This is a genomic window from Sporosarcina sp. UB5 (assembly GCF_050859005.1).
Lineage (GTDB): Bacteria > Bacillota > Bacilli > Bacillales_A > Planococcaceae > Sporosarcina.
Genome location: NZ_CP125984.1, coordinates 1242334 through 1261971 on the forward strand (window position 1 = coordinate 1242334; position 19638 = coordinate 1261971).

Consider the following 19638-nt stretch of genomic DNA (forward strand, 5'->3'; position numbering starts at 1 on the left):
CGTAAGAAAATCCACTTGGGTCCCGAGGGCTCAAGTGGATGTTGTTATTTGAAATCCAATTGCAATTTCCTGTCTTTCAGCTCCAGCTTTGCATCGAACTTATTGCCGTTATTGGCTGTAAATCCTTTGATCATATTCGTTTTCCCTTTTGTGCAAAGGAGTTTTACTTGGGCAGGTGTCAGTTTTTTCTTTAAGAATATCCCCGGGAACGTTTGCTTACAGCCATTTTTATAATTACTGCATCCGTAAAATTCTTTGCGGGCAACGATCATTCCATTTTTACAAGTAGGGCATGGCGCAACCTCCACGGCTTGATACGAACCGCGCGATTTCGATTGCCGTGGCTGAACTTTCGATGCATCAATCGGCTTTGCTTCCAATTGCTGTGGGACTTCTTCCAACAGCTTCGCAATGAACTTTGCGATATTATTGAGAAAATGTTCTCCAGTTCCTTCGCCGTTTCCGATTTTCCGCAAATACGCTTCCCACTTTGCAGTCATTGACGGGCTTGCAAGAAGATTTCCCTCAATCGCTTGGCAAAGTACCCGTCCTTTAGCCGTAATTGAAACGATGTTTTTCGACACAGTAATGTATCCGTGCTTCTTAATCGTTTCGATAATGCCACTCCGTGTCGCTTCCGTTCCGAGTCCTTCGATTTCTTTCAAAATATCTGTTTCTTCCTTATCCTCGACAAGCTTTCCACATGTTTTCATCATCGCAATGAGTTGGCCTTCGGTATATGGTTTCGGGGGCTGTGTTTTTCCTTCTTTAATAGAGATATCGGATTGGACCATTTCTTGCATGCGGAGTGGCGGCAAGGCAGGGTCGTCCTTTTCATCCTTTGACCGTTGGAATAAAGCCTTCCACCCTAAATCCCTTTCCGTTTTACCAGTTGTGAAAAAGTGCAAGCCATTCACATCCGTCGTCACTTTCGTTTCAGTATATAAATAATCCGTATGGAACATTGCTAGCGTCGTCCGAACGACTTCTTCATATAGATTGCGCTCAAGCGGCGACAACCGGCCAAGTACAGCTTGTGTCGGTATTTTCTTCGTCGGGATAATGGCGTAGTGTTCCTGAACCTTTGAACTGTCGACATATCGTTTCTTCGGGGCGAGTGAAGCGACAGGGAAGGGATGGCCAATTAGTTGTTGGTAATCGCCGACTTGGTCTTTCAAGTACGCAAATTCGTTCGGCGTAATATGGCGAGCATCCGTCCGTGGATATGTGACGAGCTTCTTCTCATAGAGATTTTGCATCGTCTTCAGCACGTTCGCAGGACTTGTCTTCCACCTTCGATTCGCAGTCGCCTGCAACGTCGACAAAGAATGAAGTTGCGGTGGCGGCGTCCGTTTATCGGTATGGGTGACGGAACTGATAATGCCGGGCGAGTTCGGTTGAATTTGATGTTTCGCAAGGAGTGTTTGGATAATTTCCCGTTTCGGTTCTTTCGCTTTTGCCTTACCTTTATAAGTCCCGTTTTCTGCCTTGAACGTCGCTTCTACTTCGAAAAACGGTTCGGATACAAATGTCTCGATTTCCCGTTGACGTTGATAAATTAAATAAACTGTCGGGGATTGTACTCGTCCAATCGGGAACACTTCCTGAACGCCTTTCGCCTTCAAAAGGAGGGTGTATAACCGGGAACCGTTCATGCCGACAAGCCAATCACTAATTTGACGAGCTTTCGCTTCTTCGTACAACTGCAGATCCTTCCGATTGTCCCGCAAGTTCGCAAAGCCTTTTCGAACTTCATCCACTTCAAGCGAATTGATCCAAAGCCGCTTGATCGTCTGGTTGCGGGCGCCCGTTTGATAATAAATGCTATAGAAGATGTTCGATCCTTCACGGTCAACGTCACACGCATTAATGACCGTATCCGTCCCGCGAATGAGCTTCTTTACAATTTGAAACTGCTTAAACTTTCCCTTCGCGACTTGAAACTCGTATCGGTCGGGGAGAATTGGCAGACTGCCGAGCGTCCATCGTTTCCAAGCGGGGTTGTAAGCATGAGGTTCTTTTAATTCGACAAGATGACCGACACCCCATGTAATATAAGCACCTTGCGGGAAAATTTGACATGGGATGATTTCAAGGAAACCTTCATGCTTTCGTACTGAAAAAGCGTCTGCATACGCTTTTGCTTGGGAAGGTTTTTCGGCTAGGATGACAGGTTTCATTAGCGCACCTCTTTTCTATTACTAGTGAAACGTTTGTTCTTTTATTATCTCATAAATGCAGAGTGAATTCTATCTGATTGCTAGGGAAAGGGAAGTACGTGTATGGTGTTAACATAGATTAAAAACTGTTTTTGAAAAAAGGAGATAGTGTAATGACAGCTTCAAAGAAGACTCTAAGGATTTGTAGCAAAGGACATAACTACTATAAAAGTAGTGACTGCCCGACATGTCCGATTTGTGAGCAAGAACGCAAACCTGACAGTGGATTCCTATCCTCACTATCAGCACCTGCAAAACGAGCATTGGAAAACAACGGAATTACTTCTTTGCAACAGTTATCGATATTTAGTGAAAAAGAGATTTTAGAATTTCACGGTATGGGACCAGCTTCTGTACCCAAGCTCCGAGATGCTTTGAAGAAAAATGGGTTATCATTTAAAAAATCCGACTGAGTGTGTTAATGCTCAGTCGGATTTTGCGAAAAAAGAACTATTAAATTGGCTCTTTTAATGAGTATTATAAAGAGTTGTTTTTCATCTTTTCTTTAAGTAGTAGATCGAAAAGGTCCGACCAGTTCGCGATACGTGGAATAGCCAAATGCTGATTATAAGATTGGGTTTTTGCAAATACGTTTAGTTCGCAATCACTTAATGTTTCAAGAACGGCAGGCTTGTCATCGAAATAATAGTCGAGCTCCAACTCTTTTATAATGTGGACCTTGTCCTCATCATTCATGCCGTAAAAAAATCGATCTTTGTGGACGGGAAAACCTTGTTCAATCATCCATTCCATTGTACGCTCGCCATGTTCATTTGGCCTTGCGGTAATATAATAGATTTCATGTCCATCATTCTCCAGTTGTTGCAACGTTTCAACTGCATGAGGATAAGAAGGGCAAGCTGTATAATAAATTTCTTCTAAAGAACTATTCCACATCTTGCCGCCTTCTTCGGCTGTCATGCCAAAAAGCTCGTGGATTTCAACTTTGTCCAAAGCGTGAAAACGTTCGATATCTACACTTTGATTCAATTTTTGATTGTATAAATGAAAGGCGTGTTCTCGTAAATTAATTAACGTATCATCGATATCAAAACCAAATTTCATATTAATTACCCTCAGTTTGTGTAGTTATATATTTTGGATAGCCTGTGAACTTAAAGTCTTTTCCGATTTGAGTAATATGGAGATTCTCCAATTCCACAGCATCACGCATTAATTCAACACCTGTACCTTCAAGGAATGTCGGCGCTTGTGTACCTCCAACTAGCTTTGGCGCGATATAAATCTCCACTTTGTCGACGAGCTGCTTTTCAAGGAAGGCAGCGTGAATCGAACCTCCACCCTCAATTAAAACAGAAGAAACAAGTTTTTCACCGAGGATTCGAACGACATCAATTGGATCGACATGACGAATGCCCGAAGTGTGGAAAATCGTAATTCCTCGTTCTTCTAAAGCTTTCTTTGCATCTTGATTATACGTAGTTGCAGTGAAAATCCAAGTTTCAGCTTGCCCATCTGTCACGATTTTTGAATCGAGTGGGATGCGTAATGAGGAATCTAAAACAACGCGAATTGGATTCCTGCCATTCGGGATCCTTGTCGTCAATTCAGGATCATCCTCGATGACTGTATTCACACCGACTAAAATGGCCATGTTCTCATTTCTCAATACGTGTACATCGCGTCTAGCTTCGGCAGACGTAATCCATTTGCTGTCTGCTGTATGCGTAGCGATTTTTCCGTCCAATGTGCTTCCAGCTTTCATCGTCACGAAGGGCTTCTGTTCGACGATGAATTTGTTAAATACTTCATTCATCTGACGAGATTGCTCTTCCAAAACGCCGATGATAACTTCAATTCCTGCATCTTCTAAAATTTTAACGCCGTTTCCGGCAACGACCGGATTTGGGTCGAGTGTAGCGATGACGACTTTCTTAATTCCTGCTTCAACAATCGCTTTTGCGCACGGGCCAGTACGTCCATAATGAGAGCATGGCTCCAGGGTGACGTAAATCGTCCCCCCATTCGCCTGCTCGCCGGCCATTCGGATCGCATGGATTTCTGCATGCGGCTCGCCAGCTTTTAAATGCGTACCAATACCGACAATCCGGTTGTCATTTACAATGACTGAACCGACAAGTGGGTTTGGATCGGTTTGGCCCTTCATCGCTTGTGCATTTTGCAGCGCTAAACCCATATAAAATTCATGGTTAGTCATTTGGATGAGTCCCTTCTATACCTATATGTCCGGAGCGTTGAATCTTTGTTTGCAAATATTTTTCATTGAACTCGGATTTATCTCCCCATAAAGGCTCTCTCCCCGAAATCGGAAGGCCGGCATTTCGCATCGCTTTGACTTTCTTCGGGTTATTCGTCATCAATGTAACAGGCTTAGTGCGTAATGCTTTTAATACATGCATCGCATCTTCGTAATTTCTCGAATCATCGACAAAGCCAAGACTTTCATTTGCTTCAACTGTATCGTACCCATTCTCCTGAAGCACGTATGCCATTGCCTTGCTGAATAAACCAATTCCACGTCCTTCATGATTGGCCAAATAAAACAATGCCCCAGCTCCGTGATCTACAATATTTTGCATCGATTGCTTTAATTGAAAACCGCAATCGCATCTTTTGCTACCAAAGATATCGCCGGTATGACAAATCGAATGCATCCGAATTTGTGCTTCATCCGCATTTTCAAAATCACCATATACAAGTACACTCGATTGTTGGTGCTCTGCAAGATTTGCTGAAGATAGGCGATCGATAACCTCTTTGAAATCATCGGTCACTTCATATTGGTTTAGCCAGCAATACCATTGAAAAATAACTGTCTCTCCGTAAAGATTCACGGGCAGTTGAATGGGGCCGACCAAGTAGGTGGCGCCTTTATCTGTTTCGATCAATTGAATTTTATCCTTTAAAATATCAACAACTGTTGGTTTTAGTTTTGCTTGTACCATAAAATCATTCCTTTTATATAAATTAGTTAACTTAAAATCCGCTGCAAGCGATGCAGATGATTGAACTTGTAAGTGTTTATTATGCTGCTATCCATAGGCCGTAATTAGTTTCTTGACTATTAACAGTTACGATTATATACTAACTTACGTAAAGTAACAAGGTGGAATTAACATTATGCAAAAGAAAATATTAGCGCATAAAAGCTCGAGCTTTAGCACTGAAAAAGTAACGAAAGCCTAATTTCTCACTTGTATTTTAGAGAAATTAGGCTTTTCTTTATATGAGCGGAAAAGTCAGTTTACCTTCGACCAGTTCAAACGTTTCGATAAACCTTTCAAGTGTAGACGTTAAATGGGCATCTTTTCTTCTAATGAATATAGTGTTAATTTTACTATATTTTTCAGGTAAGTAATGACAGTGGACAAGACCTTTTTCTTCTAAATGAACTACAGCCGATTTTGGAACAAATGTAATTCCGAGACCCATCGTGACGCTTCCTAAAATGGTTTCTAACGTCCCGAACTCCATAACTTTCTGTGGTACGATGTTTTGATCTCTGTACCATTTTGCGAGTCTTGCCCGGTAGCCGCATCCTTCACGGAAGCATAGAATCGGTTCCTCAAGTAGCTGTTCGATTGATGTTTTCGTACTGTCTGACAGTAAGACAAGCTCTTCCTGAAAAACGTCGTGCGAAACAAGTTCGGGGTGTTGCTCGACTTCTGTCACGAAAGCACCATCCAAACGGTGATGTAATACATCGTTTTGGAGTTGTTCAGTAACACCTGTAAGAAGGGATAAGTCTACGTTCTTATACTTCTTAATATATGAAGAAATAATAACAGGTAATTTAATGACCGTTTCAACGGTTCCAATTTCAAGTTTGCCTGCGGGTTCCGTTTTACTTTGAACGACTTTTACCATTTCATTTGTTAGCGAAAGGATTTTCTCGGAATAGACAAGTAGTTTTTTTCCTTCAGGCGTTAGCGACATTCCTCGATTGTGACGGTTGAAAAGTGCTGTATTTAATTCATCCTCGATTTTTTTTATTCTCGAGGTGACATTGGATTGAACAAAATTTAATTCTTTTGCAGCTTCGGTAATCGTTCCTTTTTGTGCCACCATTTGAAAAATCTCTAAATCTTTGAACTCCATGTAATAACTCCTTTCAACTTGCTCTCTTTCTATGGTATCACTAATTGAGATGGTAAACATCAATAATGTTCATTTTGAGAGATATCGAACATGTGATTTAATAAAGTATGTAGAAGGTAGTTGAAGGAGACGGGGTTTTGTGAAAAATAATGTATTACTGGGTGCTATTTTATGTTTGATTTCCGCAGTGTCCTGGGGAGCGATGTTTCCAGTTGCGAATCATGCGTTTAACTACATAGACCCATTTTATTTTACGCTTTTTCGTTATGGCTCTGTAACGATCATTTTAGTTGTGTGGTTGTTATGGAAGGAAGGTAAACAAGCTTTTCGTTTTGAAGGGAAAGGTTGGTATCTTTGGTTTTTTGGAACGATGGCGTTTACAGTTTATAATTTGCTAATTTTCTGGGGACAAGACTTATTGGGCAATCCAGGTACAATGATCGCTTCTATTATGGAATCGTTAATGCCTATGATATCTATTCTGATTGCTTGGTTGTTCATAAGGCAACGGCCTCATGCATTTACGATGTTTTGCGTGTTCATTGGTTTTGTTGGTGCTTCGTTAGTTGTAACAAAAGGCGATTTGGGTGGCTTTTTGTCAGCGTCAAACGCTATTATTCCATCTTTATTAATATTTATCGCGGTTGTTGGATGGGTTGTGTACACAATGGGTGGAAGCAGGTTCAGTAACGATGGCTGGTCTGCCTTGCGTTATTCCACGCTAAGCTGTTTGCTCGGAACTGCTACTGCTGCTATTGTCGTTTTAGGCGTGACAATGACTGGCTATGTTGCTGTCCCTACAGCCGAAACGATTATCATTACGAGCCCACATATCGCTTTCATGGTAATCTTTCCGGGCGTCATTGCCTTAGTAGGTTGGAATTATGGCGTCAGTGTCATCACACCGTTAAATGGCTTATTATTTCTTAATTTCGTACCGGTTACAACGTTAGTCATTCAAGTTTGGCAAGGTGCAAGCATCACGGCCTATGATTATATAGGTACCATTTTCATTATCATGTCATTACTTTCAAATAATATTTATAGTAGATTGCAGCAGAAGAGATTGGAACCGAAAGAGAAATTCAAAGGAAGACTACAGGAAACATAAACATGACGAAAAACGACTTCACAAACGAAGTCGTTTTTTCCTGTAATTAATTCGACACATCTTGATGCAAGTTTGCTTGGCGGCAACTGACTGTATTAATGGGTGTATGATAAAATAAAAATAGTTTGACCTTTCAATATGAGAAAAAATAGGAGTGAAATAGCGTATGAAAAAGGGTTTGCTCGTAGTACTAGGTTTATTACTAAGTCTAGCGTTAGTAGCTTGTAATAAAGATAGTAGTGCGCTGACTGAAGAGGGAACAGAGGATATAAAAGAAAAAGTCCATTCGTATAGTGTTGGTACTTTTACTAATGATGTTAAGGCATCCATTACATCTCACGAACTAATTGTCACGGATAATGGGAAAAAGACTTCTTTTGACCTTCCTGAAGATGAGTTTTTCGTTTCAATTGCACCGTTTGTCAAAACTACACACGAATGTGCCATCCATAGTTTAACGGGATGCCAAGGGGAACTGGTTGAAAAAGACTTCAACGTATATATTCAAGATGAAGAAGGTAATGTTGTAGTGGATGAAACGATTACTTCTTTAGAAAATGGTTTTATTGACATATGGTTGCCGAGAGATCGGACATATCAAGTTAAAATTGAGTATGACGGTAAAACGGTGGAATCTGTAATCTCTACTTTTGAAGGCGACAATACGTGTATTACAACGATGCAGCTAACGTAATGAAAATGTGCCAGTCACTTAATCAATCGTAATAGTTCAAGCAAACATGTTTGTTTGAATGAACGCGATTGTTTCGATGACTGGCATTTTAATTTTAGTGGAGGCACTAGTTAAGATTATTTATTGTAAGTTGCTGTCGAAACGAGTTGCAGCAGTGGAGTCGGTTCTCCAACGCTAAATAATTGCAAGTCATGCATCGCTCTTGTGCATGCTGTATAGAAAATTCTCCGTAGGCTTTCGTCTCCATAAACATGCTCCGATGCGTCATAAATAATAACCGCGTCAAATTCAATGCCTTTTGCCAAATACGATGGAACGACAACAACTCCTTGCTCATACTCCATTGAACCAATTCGCAACAGTTTAATGTCATCGATGGTGGACAAGGCTTCATATGCACTTCTGCTTTCTTCTGCTGATTTGCATATTATTGCAATCGTATTGTATCCGGCACTTTTCAACTCGTCTACTTTTGAAGCGATGCAGCGGTGCAGCTCTTCATGATTAGCTACTTGCTTCAGCGCAGGTGGCTCACCATCACGATTAAAAGGAATGATTTGGTCGCCATTCGGTACTAGTTTTCGAGTGAATTCGATGATTGGTTTTGTCGATCGGTAGCTTCTTGCCATGTTGATCACTTCGGTTTCATCAGGTCCGAAAAGACTAGTAAGCATGTTGAAATCGACCGTTTCGCTTGCGTGGGCGAAGATTGCCTGATTAAAGTCGCCTAACACGGTCATCTTTGCCAATGGGAATAATCGTCTTAAAAACTCAAATTGAAATGGTGAATAATCTTGCGCCTCGTCAACGACGATATGTTTAATTGTACGATTCGCCTGAAAGCCTTTGATGAGTTCGTTCAATAGTAAATAGGGGGTAGCGTCCTCATAACGCAGTTGATTTTCATCTAACATATTGAGTGTTGCCCGACAGATAGCCGGCCACTCAGTCGGTGTGCCCCCATTCATCCATTGGTTAATGAATAGAGGGTCAGCAAAAAGTTGCTTATAAATTCCCTTCATATTAATGAACTCAAATGCCTGAACTTGTTTTCGTAACGGTCTTAATCGTTGTTGTACAATTAATTGGGCAAGCTCTTTATGGTCCATTTCATAATCGGCAGTCGATCCTCTTTTATGGCCACGCTTTTTCGCCAAGTACGCATGTGCTTTATGATATTCCTCGTCACTTAGTAGCTCGATTCTCTCCTGCACCCACGGTTCATACCACTCAATCTTTTGCGTTTCATTTATTTTCTTCAGTAGCCATTCCTTCAACTTTTCGAGTCGATTATGGAAGCGGAGTGTTGTGTCGGTACGATAAAATCTTTCCGTCATTTGCTCTGCAGTTACAATCGGCTTTCCTCTGAGCAATAAGTCTTTAAATAGCATTCCAGAAACCTCTAACGACTCCCTGTATGATTCAATCGCTTCAAAAAAGAGTGGGGATGCTTTGAAGCGAATGCCTTCAATCCTTGTTAGATAGGAAGGGGAATCCGTTTCAGTTAAGACATACTCCAATTGATCGTAAGGATTCTCAACTTTATAGTTCTTTCTTAACCGATGATTTAAGTATTCCTGAAAAGTCACTTGTTGCATATTCTCTTCACCAAGCTCAGGCAGTACATTAGACACGTAACTGTTGAACAATGTATTCGGTGAAAATAATATAATTTGCTCGGCATTCAGGCTATCTCGGTACTTGTAAAGTAAATAAGCGATTCGCTGGAGGGCGGCTGACGTTTTCCCACTGCCGGCTGGACCGTGGACGATGAGAAGTTTTCCCGAGTCGTGGCGGATAATCCGGTTTTGCTCCTGTTGAATCGTCGCTACGATACTATGCATATGCTTGTCGGTCCCTTTGCCTAACACAATCTGTAAAATCTCATCTCCGATTGTGAGGCTCGTATCGAACATCGATTGAAGGGCCCCGTTGCGAATTAAGTATTGCCACTTCTTCTCTAATTTCCCATGGATGGTACCACTAGGGGTTACGTATGAAGCATCTCCTGGCTGATAATCGTAGTAGACGCTTGAAATAGGAGCCCTCCAATCATAGATGAGGAAATCCTCGCCACTGTCATCGGTGAGCGTGGAAATTCCAATATATATTTGTTCTGTAGTTGTATCGCCATCTTCAATGAAATCAATTCGGCCAAAATAAGGAACTTCCTTCATTCGGCGTAACGTGGCCAACCTTTCGGACGCGTGTCTATGAGTGCTTTGACTGACAGATAGGGCTTGCGCTTCTTGTCTCAATCCGATGATTGTCTCCAAATAATCGTCAAACGTATCCACGTTGACCTTGACCTCATCCCAAAAATGCTTTCGAATTTGCACGACTTCATTCCGTTGCCGAGTCGTGTCTTCTTCCAAATTGCGAATCCGTCCAGTAATGACTTCCAAAACATTGTCCACTCGTTGTTGCTCCTGCTGAGAAATTGAATTCATGGCAAACACTCCTTTAAAAAAATGAGTAAAAGGGTTGACGAACGAATAGATTATGTCGTATAATTATAGTAGGGATAATCTATTCACTTTAATTATACGAAGCCTATCTTAATAAATTTACCATAAGAATTCACTTTGTTCAATGGTTGAACAATATATTTGTGTTATTTTGCACAATGATTCGCTAAAAAACAAAGCAAAACCCCGTTCTACATATAGTAGAGCGGGGTTTTGCGTTTAATTATTCCATCTCTCTTGCTTTCTGTGTATCTCTAATGTTTTTCTGAACTGTAATTGCTGCAAATATACTTAGAACAAAAGCCATGCCGTAAAATCCTTTTTCGCTTAAAGTGATACTCCCTGCATTATACAAACCGATGGCCATTAATGAGATCGATATAAGAAGCGCAAGCCAGCTTATGCCGTAATAAATATTCGTAACAGGAATTCCTTCATCTCTATCTCTTACCGCTTTTTGCAAAGAGACGGAAGAATAGAGTCCGAATATGAGAACGGCAAAGTAATATCCTTTTTCATTTAGGGCCATTGCTGCATTAAACAGTCCTATTAAATAAGCCGACGTTCCGATTAACAGTGCTGCCCATGTAGCCCCTTTGAACGCTGCAGTCGGTTCACCGTCTTTTCTTTCTACTTTGATCTTTACTTCATTTCGTTTATCCCTATCAAATACATCTTCAACATCATTGCTCATTGAAAATTCACCATCCTTTTAGATTTTTATATCCAATCTATTGTATTAATTCAGTAGTCCGATAATTACGAACTGACTAAAGCGTATTGACTTTTCGAACCACTCTCTGCTAAATTATATTGTAATAACAATAATCAATGACGAGAAACAGTACGAGAAGAATCCTGTTCTTTAGAGAGTCGACGCTTGGTGAAAGTCGATGGACAGATCTTATCCGAAAATCATCTCCGAGATGCAAAGCTGAAAAATAGTAAGCATTGCCGGATTTCCACCGTTATAAGGAACACGTATGATCGTACGTTGACTGAGCGCCGCATCTTTTCTTCTTTTTGGGGAACTTGCGGAATATGGGTGGTATCGCGAGTACAAACTCGTCCCTGTTTAGGGGACGAGTTTTTTTATTGCGAAAAATAGGGAAGAGTTGAATAAGTAGGAAAATCGTCAGGTCACAGATTAACAAGGAGGTTCAATAGTTATGAAAAATGTAGTTGTCGTTGTAGGTTCTTTGATTGTTGCATTTGCATTTAATTTCTTTCTCGTTCCTCATGGGATTTTAAGTAGTGGATTAAGTGGGATAGCTATTTTAATTGGGTTAATTACACCGTTTGATATTGGATTAATGAATCTCTTGCTTAATATACCTTTGCTCATATTAGGATACGTTAAACTTGGAAAATTGATTACGTATAATACACTAATTTGCGTTGTGTCACTTTCCATTTTCCTATATGTGTTGCCTGCAATTGCTGTGACGGACAATATTTTGTTGTCGACAATTTTTGGAGGGGTTATAGGGGGTATGGGTGTTGGTTTAATATTAAAGTACTCTGGCACTTCTGGAGGTTTGGATATTATTGCGATTATACTATCCCGAACGACGAATGTAAGTGTCGGACTACTTCTAACAGGCATGAATGGGGTCATCGTTCTTATTGCTGGTGCAGCTTTCAATTGGGAAATCGCCTTATACACGCTTTTGTCGATCTATCTGACAGGCAAAATGATCGACAGTATTCATACGGATCACATTAAATTAACGATGCAAATTGTCACTTCGAAAGGGGAGGCAATACGGGAAGAGTTATTAAAGTCGGTCTATCGGGGCATTACAATCACGGAAGGTTACGGTGGCTACACCCGAGAAAAGAAGCATATTTTAATGACGGTCGTTACACGTTACGAAGTGTTGCAAGTGAAAAAGATTGTCCGCGACATTGATAAGGAAGCGTTTATTAATATATTTGAGACTGTTGAAGTAGACGGTTCTTTTGCTAAAAACTAGGAGGGTTTACGATGAGTAGAAAAAATGTGTTGTTTTCAGGACTAATGCTATTTTCATTGTTTTTCGGGGCAGGCAATCTTATTTTTCCGCCCCTTCTCGGTTTAGAGTCAGGGGATAACTTTGGACCTGCGATTACCGGTTTTCTAATTACAGGCGTCCTGCTGCCGTTCATGGCAATTATGGCCATTTCTTTGTCTGAAAACGGCCTCGTCTCCATTGGTAGCCGAGTACATAAATTGTTTGGGCTTATTTTTGCAATTATTATCTACATGTCCATTGGTGCTTTTTATGGAATACCAAGAGCTTCAAACGTCGCTTATGAGTTAGGCGTCAAACAAATTATCGACGTCAATGGCTCGCTTGCGCTGTTCGTATTTTCTTTGCTATTTTTCGGAGTGACTTATTTCATCAGTTTAAATCCGACGAAAATTGTGGATCGTATCGGACAGTATTTAACGCCTATTTTATTGCTCGTTTTAGCTCTGCTCGTCGTCCGGGCATTTATTAAATTTGAAAATATCGCCTCACCCGCGGTAGGGAATTATGTAACAACTCCATTTGTTAAAGGATTCGTAGAAGGGTATTTTACGATGGATGCTGTGGCGGCGCTGGCTTTCGGGATTGTCGTTATTAATGCTTTAAAAGATAAAGGTGCGAAATCCAAGTCGGAGCTTGTGAAAGGGACATTGTGGGCGGGGGTCATCGCTGGCCTTGGGCTAGCTGTCGTTTATGTCTCCTTAGGATGGATTGGTAGAGTAATACCGAAGGAAAGTGATTTTGCCAACGGCGCGGAAATATTAACTGTCGCATCAGGTTTATTGTTCGCTAATGGTGGCGGTCTCCTGTTTGGTGTAATTGTAACGTTGGCATGTTTGACGACGTGTGTCGGCTTAATCAATGCTTGTGCAAGATTTTTTACTGAGATTTATCCGAAACTTCAATACCGTTCATATGTTGCTATTTTTGTATTAATTGGTTTAGTAGTGTCTAATTTAGGGTTGAGTGTCATTCTGAAATTAGCAGTGCCTTTGTTAGTTTTCATTTACCCAATTGCTATTGTGTTAGTTATTCTTTCTTTGTTCCAGCATTTTTTTGGTGGAGGGAAGATGATGTACCGGCTTTCAGTTTTCGTAACGTCAATATTTGCATTATACGGTGTATTGACAAATGTCGGTTTTAAGCTCGAAGTCTTGACCGGATGGCTAGGCGTCATCCCGTTCTTTGAACATGGGCTGGGCTGGATTTTGCCAGCGTTTGTTGTTGCATTGATAGGTTACGGTATGGATAAGTTTAGGGGGCAATTAGCGATAGAGTAAGTCACCTCTTTTAATTAGTAAGTGACATCAGTCGACTTAAGCTCTAAAATTAATTATTATTGAAGTGGAAAGCCTGAAATATTATTTACTTACAAACAAATACTAACAAGCGAGGGTATATACACATGAATAATTTTTTAACGGGCAAAAACTATATTATTATGGGCGTAGCAAACAAACGAAGCATCGCATGGGGCATCGCTAAAGCTCTACGTGGAGCGGGAGCGAATTTAATCTTCACATACCAAGGCGAACGTTTGAAAAAAGAAGTTGAGCGCTTAGTTCCTGAGTTGAACCAAGAAAATACATTACTCGTAGAATGTGATGTAACTAGCGATGAAAGCATTGAGAATGCATTTGGAACAATTGCAGAACAATACCCAGTCGTTGATGGTTTAGCGCACTGTATCGCTTTCGCGAAAACTGAAGAACTAACAGGAGCGTATTCGGACACAAGCCGTGACGGTTTCAAACTAGCGCAAGACATTAGCGCATTTTCTTTAGTTGCTGTTTCGAAGGCTGTTAAGCCACTTCTTAAAGAGGGCGGTTCAATTCTAACGCTTACGTACCTAGGTGGAGAGCGAGTTGTTAAAAACTACAACGTAATGGGTGTTGCAAAAGCTTCCCTCGAGGCGAGTGTGAAATACCTTGCTAACGACCTTGGCCAGTACAATATTCGTGTGAATTCGATTTCTGCTGGACCTATCCGTACGCTTGCTGCAAAAGGTATTGCAGGCTTTAACGAAAACCTCAAAGTGATCGAAGAGAAAGCGCCACTTAGAAGAACGACTAATCCGGAAGAGGTCGGTAAAGCGGCTATTTTCTTACTAAGTGACCTCGCGAGCGGCGTTACAGGTGAAAATCTACACGTTGACTCTGGATACCATATCATCGGATATTAATACGATTTGCAAAGGTGAAAACGCATGTTTATACATGCGTTTTTATTTTTTGCATTGAATAGGGGCTGTCACAGATATTCAGTTTTCACTGACTTTCTGGACAGCCCCCATTATCGTATAGAAAGATTATCGAATTGTTTTCAATGCTGTTGCCCAAGGGATCACTTGGTCGAGCATTTGATTCACCGAAGAAGCTTGTACTTCTGCTGGTTTGAAGTCTGTACCGTTTTCAAAGTCAGTAAATAGGGATAGTGCTGGGTGAACACGAACGTCTGCTACAGATAGTTCGCCTAAGATGCCGCGTAAATGTTCTGCTGCGCGAGCACCGCCTACTGAACCGTAAGATACGATACCAGCTGCTTTGTTGTTCCACTCTTCACGTAGGAAGTCTAAAGCGTTTTTAAGCGCTCCAGTAATGGAGTGGTTGTATTCTTGAACGATAAATACGAAGCCGTCTTGTTTAGCAATAATTTCTGACCATGCTGCTGCACCTGAAGCATCGCTTCCTGGCTCGCCGAGAAGTGGTAATTTGTAATCTGCGATATCAATTACAGTATATGTAGCGTCTCCGCGTTGATCTGCTAATTCTTTTACCCAAGCACCTACTTGAGGGCTCACACGTCCATCACGAGTTGATCCTAAAATAATACCGATATTTAAATTTGTCATTGTTTGTTCCTCCTGTTTGTTAGATCCAAATAGTTTGTCGAAAAGTCCCATCTTTAAATTTTCACCTCCTCATAAATATTCTTTTTCAAATGTCTTTGTACTGCGAGTCGTGTCGATTGGTCGTACAAGCCCTTCGATTTCTTCGCGCTTGTTCTCGAAAAATGGCGGTAATGATAGTTTTTCGCCAAGCGTTTCATACGGTTCATCCCCCATGAATCCAGGACCGTCCGTTGCTAATTCAAATAAAATTGAAGGCGTAATTCTCGTATACAAAGAGCCGAAGTAATATCGTTCTACATAGCCCGAGCTCGGAATTCGGAAGTCGCGCAAACGTTTTTGCCATTCTTCTATGTCCGTGCGATCATCGACACGGAACGCTGTATGATGGACAGTGCCGTAGCCTTGCTGCGCTTGTGGAAGAGTGGTGTTGTACTCAACAACTACTTGTGCACCGTTGCCCCCTTTACCCATTTCGAATAAATAGAATGAATCTTCTTGTGCAATTTCCTTCATTAAAAATACTTTTTCCAACATCTCTTTCACGTGATCGAAATAGGAAGTGCGAATATGGATTGGCCCGAGTCCTGTAATTGCGAACTCCAACGGAATCGGTCCTTTTTGCCATGGCGTTCCTGATTCAACCCCTTCATTGAACTCGTCAGAAATAAGCTCGTATTGCTGATCATCAAAGTCCACGAACGGCAAAATCTTTTTGCCGAATTGTTCCTGAATGCCTTTATGGTTCACATTGAATTTGTCAAAGCGCTTCACCCAATACGCTAGTGCGGCATCGCTCGGTACACGGAATGAAGTTTTGGATATTTCGTTTGTTCCATGGACCCCTTTTTGAATCCCAGGGAAATCGAAAAATGTCATATCTGTACCTGGATTGCCCGCATCATCAGCGAAGAACAGGTGATACGTTTGAATGTCATCTTGGTTCACTGTTTTCTTTACTAAGCGCAAACCTAATGTGTATGTGAAGAAATCATAGATCTTCTCTGCGCTGCTCGTAATGGCCGTAACGTGGTGAATACCTTTTAATTCGTTCATATGCGTTTTCCTCCCTTTAGTTATCTTGACTTCGAGATATATAAGTAAAAAATTTTGTTAGGTATCGTTATTTCGTTGGAATTAATTTATCTTTAATTCGAGATAATAATAACATGCCCATCATAAGACGTCAATAAATACGTATTGGTGTTACAAAAAATAATAAGTTCCACAGATTAATGAATAATAAAGGCTGTTTAGTCTAACATACGAGTGCGATTACAACTTTCTTTATATAACCTAAATGCATCCTAACCAGGGGGAGATCCGATTGGAAGAACTCAATCGAGAGCAATTAAAAATAGAAGGCGTCAACGATGATATTTTGCCGTCAAAGCCGGAGGAACGAAGCTGGAGTATCGGAAATTTTATGTCCGTTTGGATGGGAGCCGTACATAATATACCGAATTATATTGCTGTAGGCGGGCTTTTTGCTCTTGGGTTGTCTGTTGGACAAGTTTTCGCTGCAATTATGATTGCGTCCATTATGTTATCGGCTGTCATGGTGCTGAATGGTTCGGCTGGATCCAAATATGGGTTGCCTTTTGCTATGCTCATTCGTACATCTTTTGGAACGAAGGGTGCAATGGTTCCGGGGATAATAAGAGGGGTCATCGCCGCAATTATGTGGTTCGGATTTCAAACATATGCAGGAAGCCAAGCATTGTTTATTCTGATTGCGAAGCTTTGGCCTTCATTTTCAATGTTAGGTGGAAATTGGAGTCTTTTAGGATTATCGTTACCGGCGTTACTTTCATTTATCATATTTTGGCTGTTCAACGTCGTTTTAATTTATGGCGGAATGGATTTTCTCGGGAAGTTTACAAATATCCTTTCTCCAATTGTTTATGTTGTTTTTGGTGGAATGGCGATCTGGGCAATTAAATTGGCGGGAGGGATTAGTCCCATCTTAGCCTATACAAGTACAGGGACGAGTGGAAACCAAGTGGTTCTCTTCATAGCGGCAATTACTGCAATCATTGCTTCTTGGGCAGCGCCGATTGTCAATGTGTCCGATTTCACGAGATTGGCTAGCTCTACAAAGAATCAGGCGATTGGTCAAACAGTCGGTTTAGTTGTAACCTATTTATTGTTTGCTGTCGCAAGTATATCTATTATTGTAGGCTCTGAAATTGCCTTTGGAACGCCTATATGGAATGTGCTTGACGTCGTTGCTCGATTTGACAGCACGTTCGCAATTGCCGCATCGGTCCTAACCCTGTGCTTAACGACATTATCGGTGAATGTGACAGGTAATATCGTTCCTGCGGGTTACCAATTGGCATCGTTGTTTCCGAAGAAGCTGACGTTTAGATCGGGTGCAACAATTGCTGCTGTTATTGGTGTTCTCGTCATGCCTTGGAAGTTGATGGAAAACGCTACGAGTATCTTTACATTCCTGAATATTATTGGCGGTTTATTAGCACCAATCGCAGGCGTTATGCTCGCCCATTATTTCGTCGTTTCAAAAACAGAAATTGACTTGAGTGAATTGTATTCGAAGAACGGAAAATACAATTATACAAACGGTTTTAATGAAAATGCGCTCATAACAGTAGCTGTTGCAGGAGTGCTCAGTCTAATCGGTAATTTCGTCTCCTTCTTTAAACCGTTATATGAAATGTCGTGGTTTGTAGGAATTATTTCAGCGTTTATACTTTATAGTGTGCTGGAAATGCGCAGAAGATTAAAAGTGATAGAAAGTTAATTCTGGAGGAATGGAATATGGTTCATTATGATGTACTTATTAAAAATGGAACGATTGTTACGGCGGATTCAATTGTTCAAGGAGATATCGCCGTAAAGAACGGAAAAATTATGGAAGTTAGCAAGACGCTTGAGGCAACAGCGGATAAAGAAATTAACGCTGAAGGACTTCACATCCTTCCCGGCTTAATTGATACACATGTCCATTTTAACGAACCGGGAAGGACAGAATGGGAAGGGTTGGAGACAGGAAGCAGAAGCTTAGCTGCTGGCGGAGTGACATCGTTTTTTGACATGCCTCTGAATAGTACACCTCCGACAATTAATAAAGCGAATTTAGCGCTAAAGCGTTCAGCCGCAGAGGAAAAGTCTATTGTAAATCCTTATTTCTGGGGCGGGTTAGTACCTGAAAACGTAGACGATTTGAGGGAACTTCATGAAAATGGTGTCATCGGATTCAAAGCATTCATGTCACCGAGTGGAATTGATGATTTTCATAGCGTGGATGATGAAACAATTTATAAGGGAATGAAAGAGATTGCATCTTTAGGATCTTTGCTAGCCGTTCACGCTGAAAGTACAGTCATGTGTGAACAACTGGCGCAAGAAAATATAAGTCAAGGCAAAGTATCAGCGAGAGATTATGTTAATTCGCGACCAATCATTTCGGAAATTGAAGCGGTCCGAAGAATTCTTTCCTATGCAGAACTGACGGGCTGTAAACTCCATATCGTGCATGCAAGTAGCCGTCAAGTCGTGGAAGTGATCAATGATGCGAAACGAAGAGGTGTCGATATAACGGTTGAAACATGCCCGCACTACTTGTCATTGACAGTAAAAGATTTAGAAGAACAAGGGGCAATCGCTAAATGCGCCCCTCCGTTACGAGATCAGGAAGAAGTGGACGACTTATGGGCGGCAGTTGCAAACGGAGAAATTAACGTCATCGCCTCCGACCATTCCCCGGCACCCGCATCAATGAAAGTAGTAACCGATAATATATTTGATGGATGGGGAGGAATTTCCGGAGCGCAGTCCACGTTGAACATTCTGTTGACGGAAGGTCATTTTAAACGGAATCTCCCATTAGAAAAAATTGTCGAGTTAACTGCAACAAACCCGGCAAAATTATTTGGTCTAACAACGAAAGGGAAGATTGCAGTCGATTACGATGCAGATTTAACACTTGTCGATTTGAATGAAAGCTTTGAATTGAAGAAGGAAGATTTATTTTACCGTCATCAACATTCGCCTTACGTCGGGATGACGTTTAAAGGGAAAGTAAAGACGACAATTGTTGGCGGTAAAGTAGTGTTCGAGAATGGACAATTGCAATAGGTGATGTAACCGATTGAAGAGATGCAGAAAAGCGAATGACTTTTTTGCATCTCTTTTCTGTAATGAAAGATGAGTGTTAGTCAACAGATTGACAAATAGTACTAG

General features: G+C 41.1%; 17 protein-coding genes and 1 other annotated feature. Of the genes, 8 read left to right on the plus strand and 9 right to left on the minus strand.

All coding sequences use genetic code 11. From position 1 onward, the window contains the following. Positions 1-44: 44 nt before the first annotated feature. Complete coding sequence (locus QM454_RS06535) at positions 45-2180, minus strand: DNA topoisomerase 3 (RefSeq protein WP_432363057.1); 2136 nt, start codon at positions 2178-2180, stop codon at positions 45-47. 152 nt (positions 2181-2332) lie between these two features. Here QM454_RS06535 and QM454_RS06540 point away from each other — a divergent pair, with 152 nt between their 5' ends. Further along, positions 2333-2632, plus strand: a complete 300-nt coding sequence (locus tag QM454_RS06540) for an RNA polymerase alpha subunit C-terminal domain-containing protein (protein WP_432363060.1) — start codon at positions 2333-2335, stop codon at positions 2630-2632. A gap of 64 nt (positions 2633-2696) precedes the next feature. On the opposite strand, the gene QM454_RS06545 is transcribed toward QM454_RS06540, so the two are convergent. From QM454_RS06545 to QM454_RS06560, 4 genes are all read right to left on the minus strand, one after another. Further along, on the minus strand, positions 2697-3284 hold the full coding sequence (locus tag QM454_RS06545) for a 5' nucleotidase, NT5C type (protein WP_432363062.1): 588 nt from the start codon (positions 3282-3284) through the stop codon (positions 2697-2699). A gap of 1 nt (position 3285) precedes the next feature. Beyond that, positions 3286-4398, minus strand: coding sequence for a bifunctional diaminohydroxyphosphoribosylaminopyrimidine deaminase/5-amino-6-(5-phosphoribosylamino)uracil reductase RibD (gene ribD, locus QM454_RS06550; protein ID WP_432363065.1), 1113 nt, complete (start codon positions 4396-4398; stop codon positions 3286-3288). Then, the gene (locus QM454_RS06555; RefSeq protein ID WP_432363068.1) at positions 4391-5146 is read right to left on the minus strand and encodes a GTP cyclohydrolase II; all 756 of its coding nucleotides are present in this window, start codon (positions 5144-5146) and stop codon (positions 4391-4393) included. Before QM454_RS06555 ends, ribD begins: the two co-directional genes overlap by 8 nt. Positions 5147-5423: 277 nt before the next feature. Beyond that, positions 5424-6299 (minus strand): LysR family transcriptional regulator, encoded by an 876-nt coding sequence (locus QM454_RS06560; protein ID WP_432363071.1) that lies wholly within the window; start codon positions 6297-6299, stop codon positions 5424-5426. 139 nt (positions 6300-6438) lie between these two features. Here QM454_RS06560 and QM454_RS06565 point away from each other — a divergent pair, with 139 nt between their 5' ends. Together QM454_RS06565 and QM454_RS06570 are read left to right on the plus strand one after the other, a co-directional pair. Continuing rightward, positions 6439-7410 (plus strand): DMT family transporter, encoded by a 972-nt coding sequence (locus QM454_RS06565; protein WP_432363073.1) that lies wholly within the window; start codon positions 6439-6441, stop codon positions 7408-7410. A gap of 166 nt (positions 7411-7576) precedes the next feature. Continuing rightward, positions 7577-8104, plus strand: coding sequence for a CueP family metal-binding protein (locus tag QM454_RS06570; RefSeq protein WP_432363075.1), 528 nt, complete (start codon positions 7577-7579; stop codon positions 8102-8104). A gap of 116 nt (positions 8105-8220) precedes the next feature. Here QM454_RS06570 and helD read toward each other — a convergent pair whose 3' ends face one another. Beyond that, complete coding sequence (gene helD / locus QM454_RS06575; protein WP_432363078.1) at positions 8221-10554, minus strand: RNA polymerase recycling motor HelD; 2334 nt, start codon at positions 10552-10554, stop codon at positions 8221-8223. 241 nt (positions 10555-10795) lie between these two features. Next, positions 10796-11266 carry an inner membrane protein YiaA gene (yiaA, locus tag QM454_RS06580; protein ID WP_432363081.1) on the minus strand — a complete coding sequence of 157 codons (471 nt, stop codon included), beginning with the start codon at positions 11264-11266 and terminating at the stop codon, positions 10796-10798. Positions 11267-11394: 128 nt separating this feature from the next. Further along, positions 11395-11648 (plus strand) — a binding site (T-box leader). Positions 11649-11741: 93 nt separating this feature from the next. Between yiaA and QM454_RS06585 the strand changes: the two genes are divergently transcribed. The 3 genes from QM454_RS06585 (at position 11742) to fabI (ending at position 14766) form a co-directional block, all read left to right on the plus strand. After that, positions 11742-12548 (plus strand): YitT family protein, encoded by an 807-nt coding sequence (locus QM454_RS06585; RefSeq protein ID WP_432363083.1) that lies wholly within the window; start codon positions 11742-11744, stop codon positions 12546-12548. 11 nt (positions 12549-12559) lie between these two features. Then, on the plus strand, positions 12560-13864 hold the full coding sequence (gene brnQ, locus QM454_RS06590; protein WP_432363085.1) for a branched-chain amino acid transport system II carrier protein: 1305 nt from the start codon (positions 12560-12562) through the stop codon (positions 13862-13864). 125 nt (positions 13865-13989) lie between these two features. Next, positions 13990-14766 (plus strand): enoyl-ACP reductase FabI, encoded by a 777-nt coding sequence (gene fabI, locus QM454_RS06595; protein WP_432363087.1) that lies wholly within the window; start codon positions 13990-13992, stop codon positions 14764-14766. A gap of 126 nt (positions 14767-14892) precedes the next feature. Here fabI and QM454_RS06600 read toward each other — a convergent pair whose 3' ends face one another. Then, complete coding sequence (locus QM454_RS06600) at positions 14893-15486, minus strand: NADPH-dependent FMN reductase (protein ID WP_432363090.1); 594 nt, start codon at positions 15484-15486, stop codon at positions 14893-14895. An 18-nt stretch (positions 15487-15504) separates the two neighbouring features. Further along, on the minus strand, positions 15505-16488 hold the full coding sequence (locus tag QM454_RS06605) for a ring-cleaving dioxygenase (protein WP_432363093.1): 984 nt from the start codon (positions 16486-16488) through the stop codon (positions 15505-15507). 271 nt (positions 16489-16759) lie between these two features. Between QM454_RS06605 and allW the strand changes: the two genes are divergently transcribed. Further along, on the plus strand, positions 16760-18196 hold the full coding sequence (gene allW / locus QM454_RS06610) for an allantoin permease (RefSeq protein ID WP_432363096.1): 1437 nt from the start codon (positions 16760-16762) through the stop codon (positions 18194-18196). Between the two features lie 17 nt (positions 18197-18213). After that, the gene (locus tag QM454_RS06615; protein ID WP_432363099.1) at positions 18214-19533 is read left to right on the plus strand and encodes an allantoinase; all 1320 of its coding nucleotides are present in this window, start codon (positions 18214-18216) and stop codon (positions 19531-19533) included. Positions 19534-19638 lie beyond the last annotated feature (105 nt).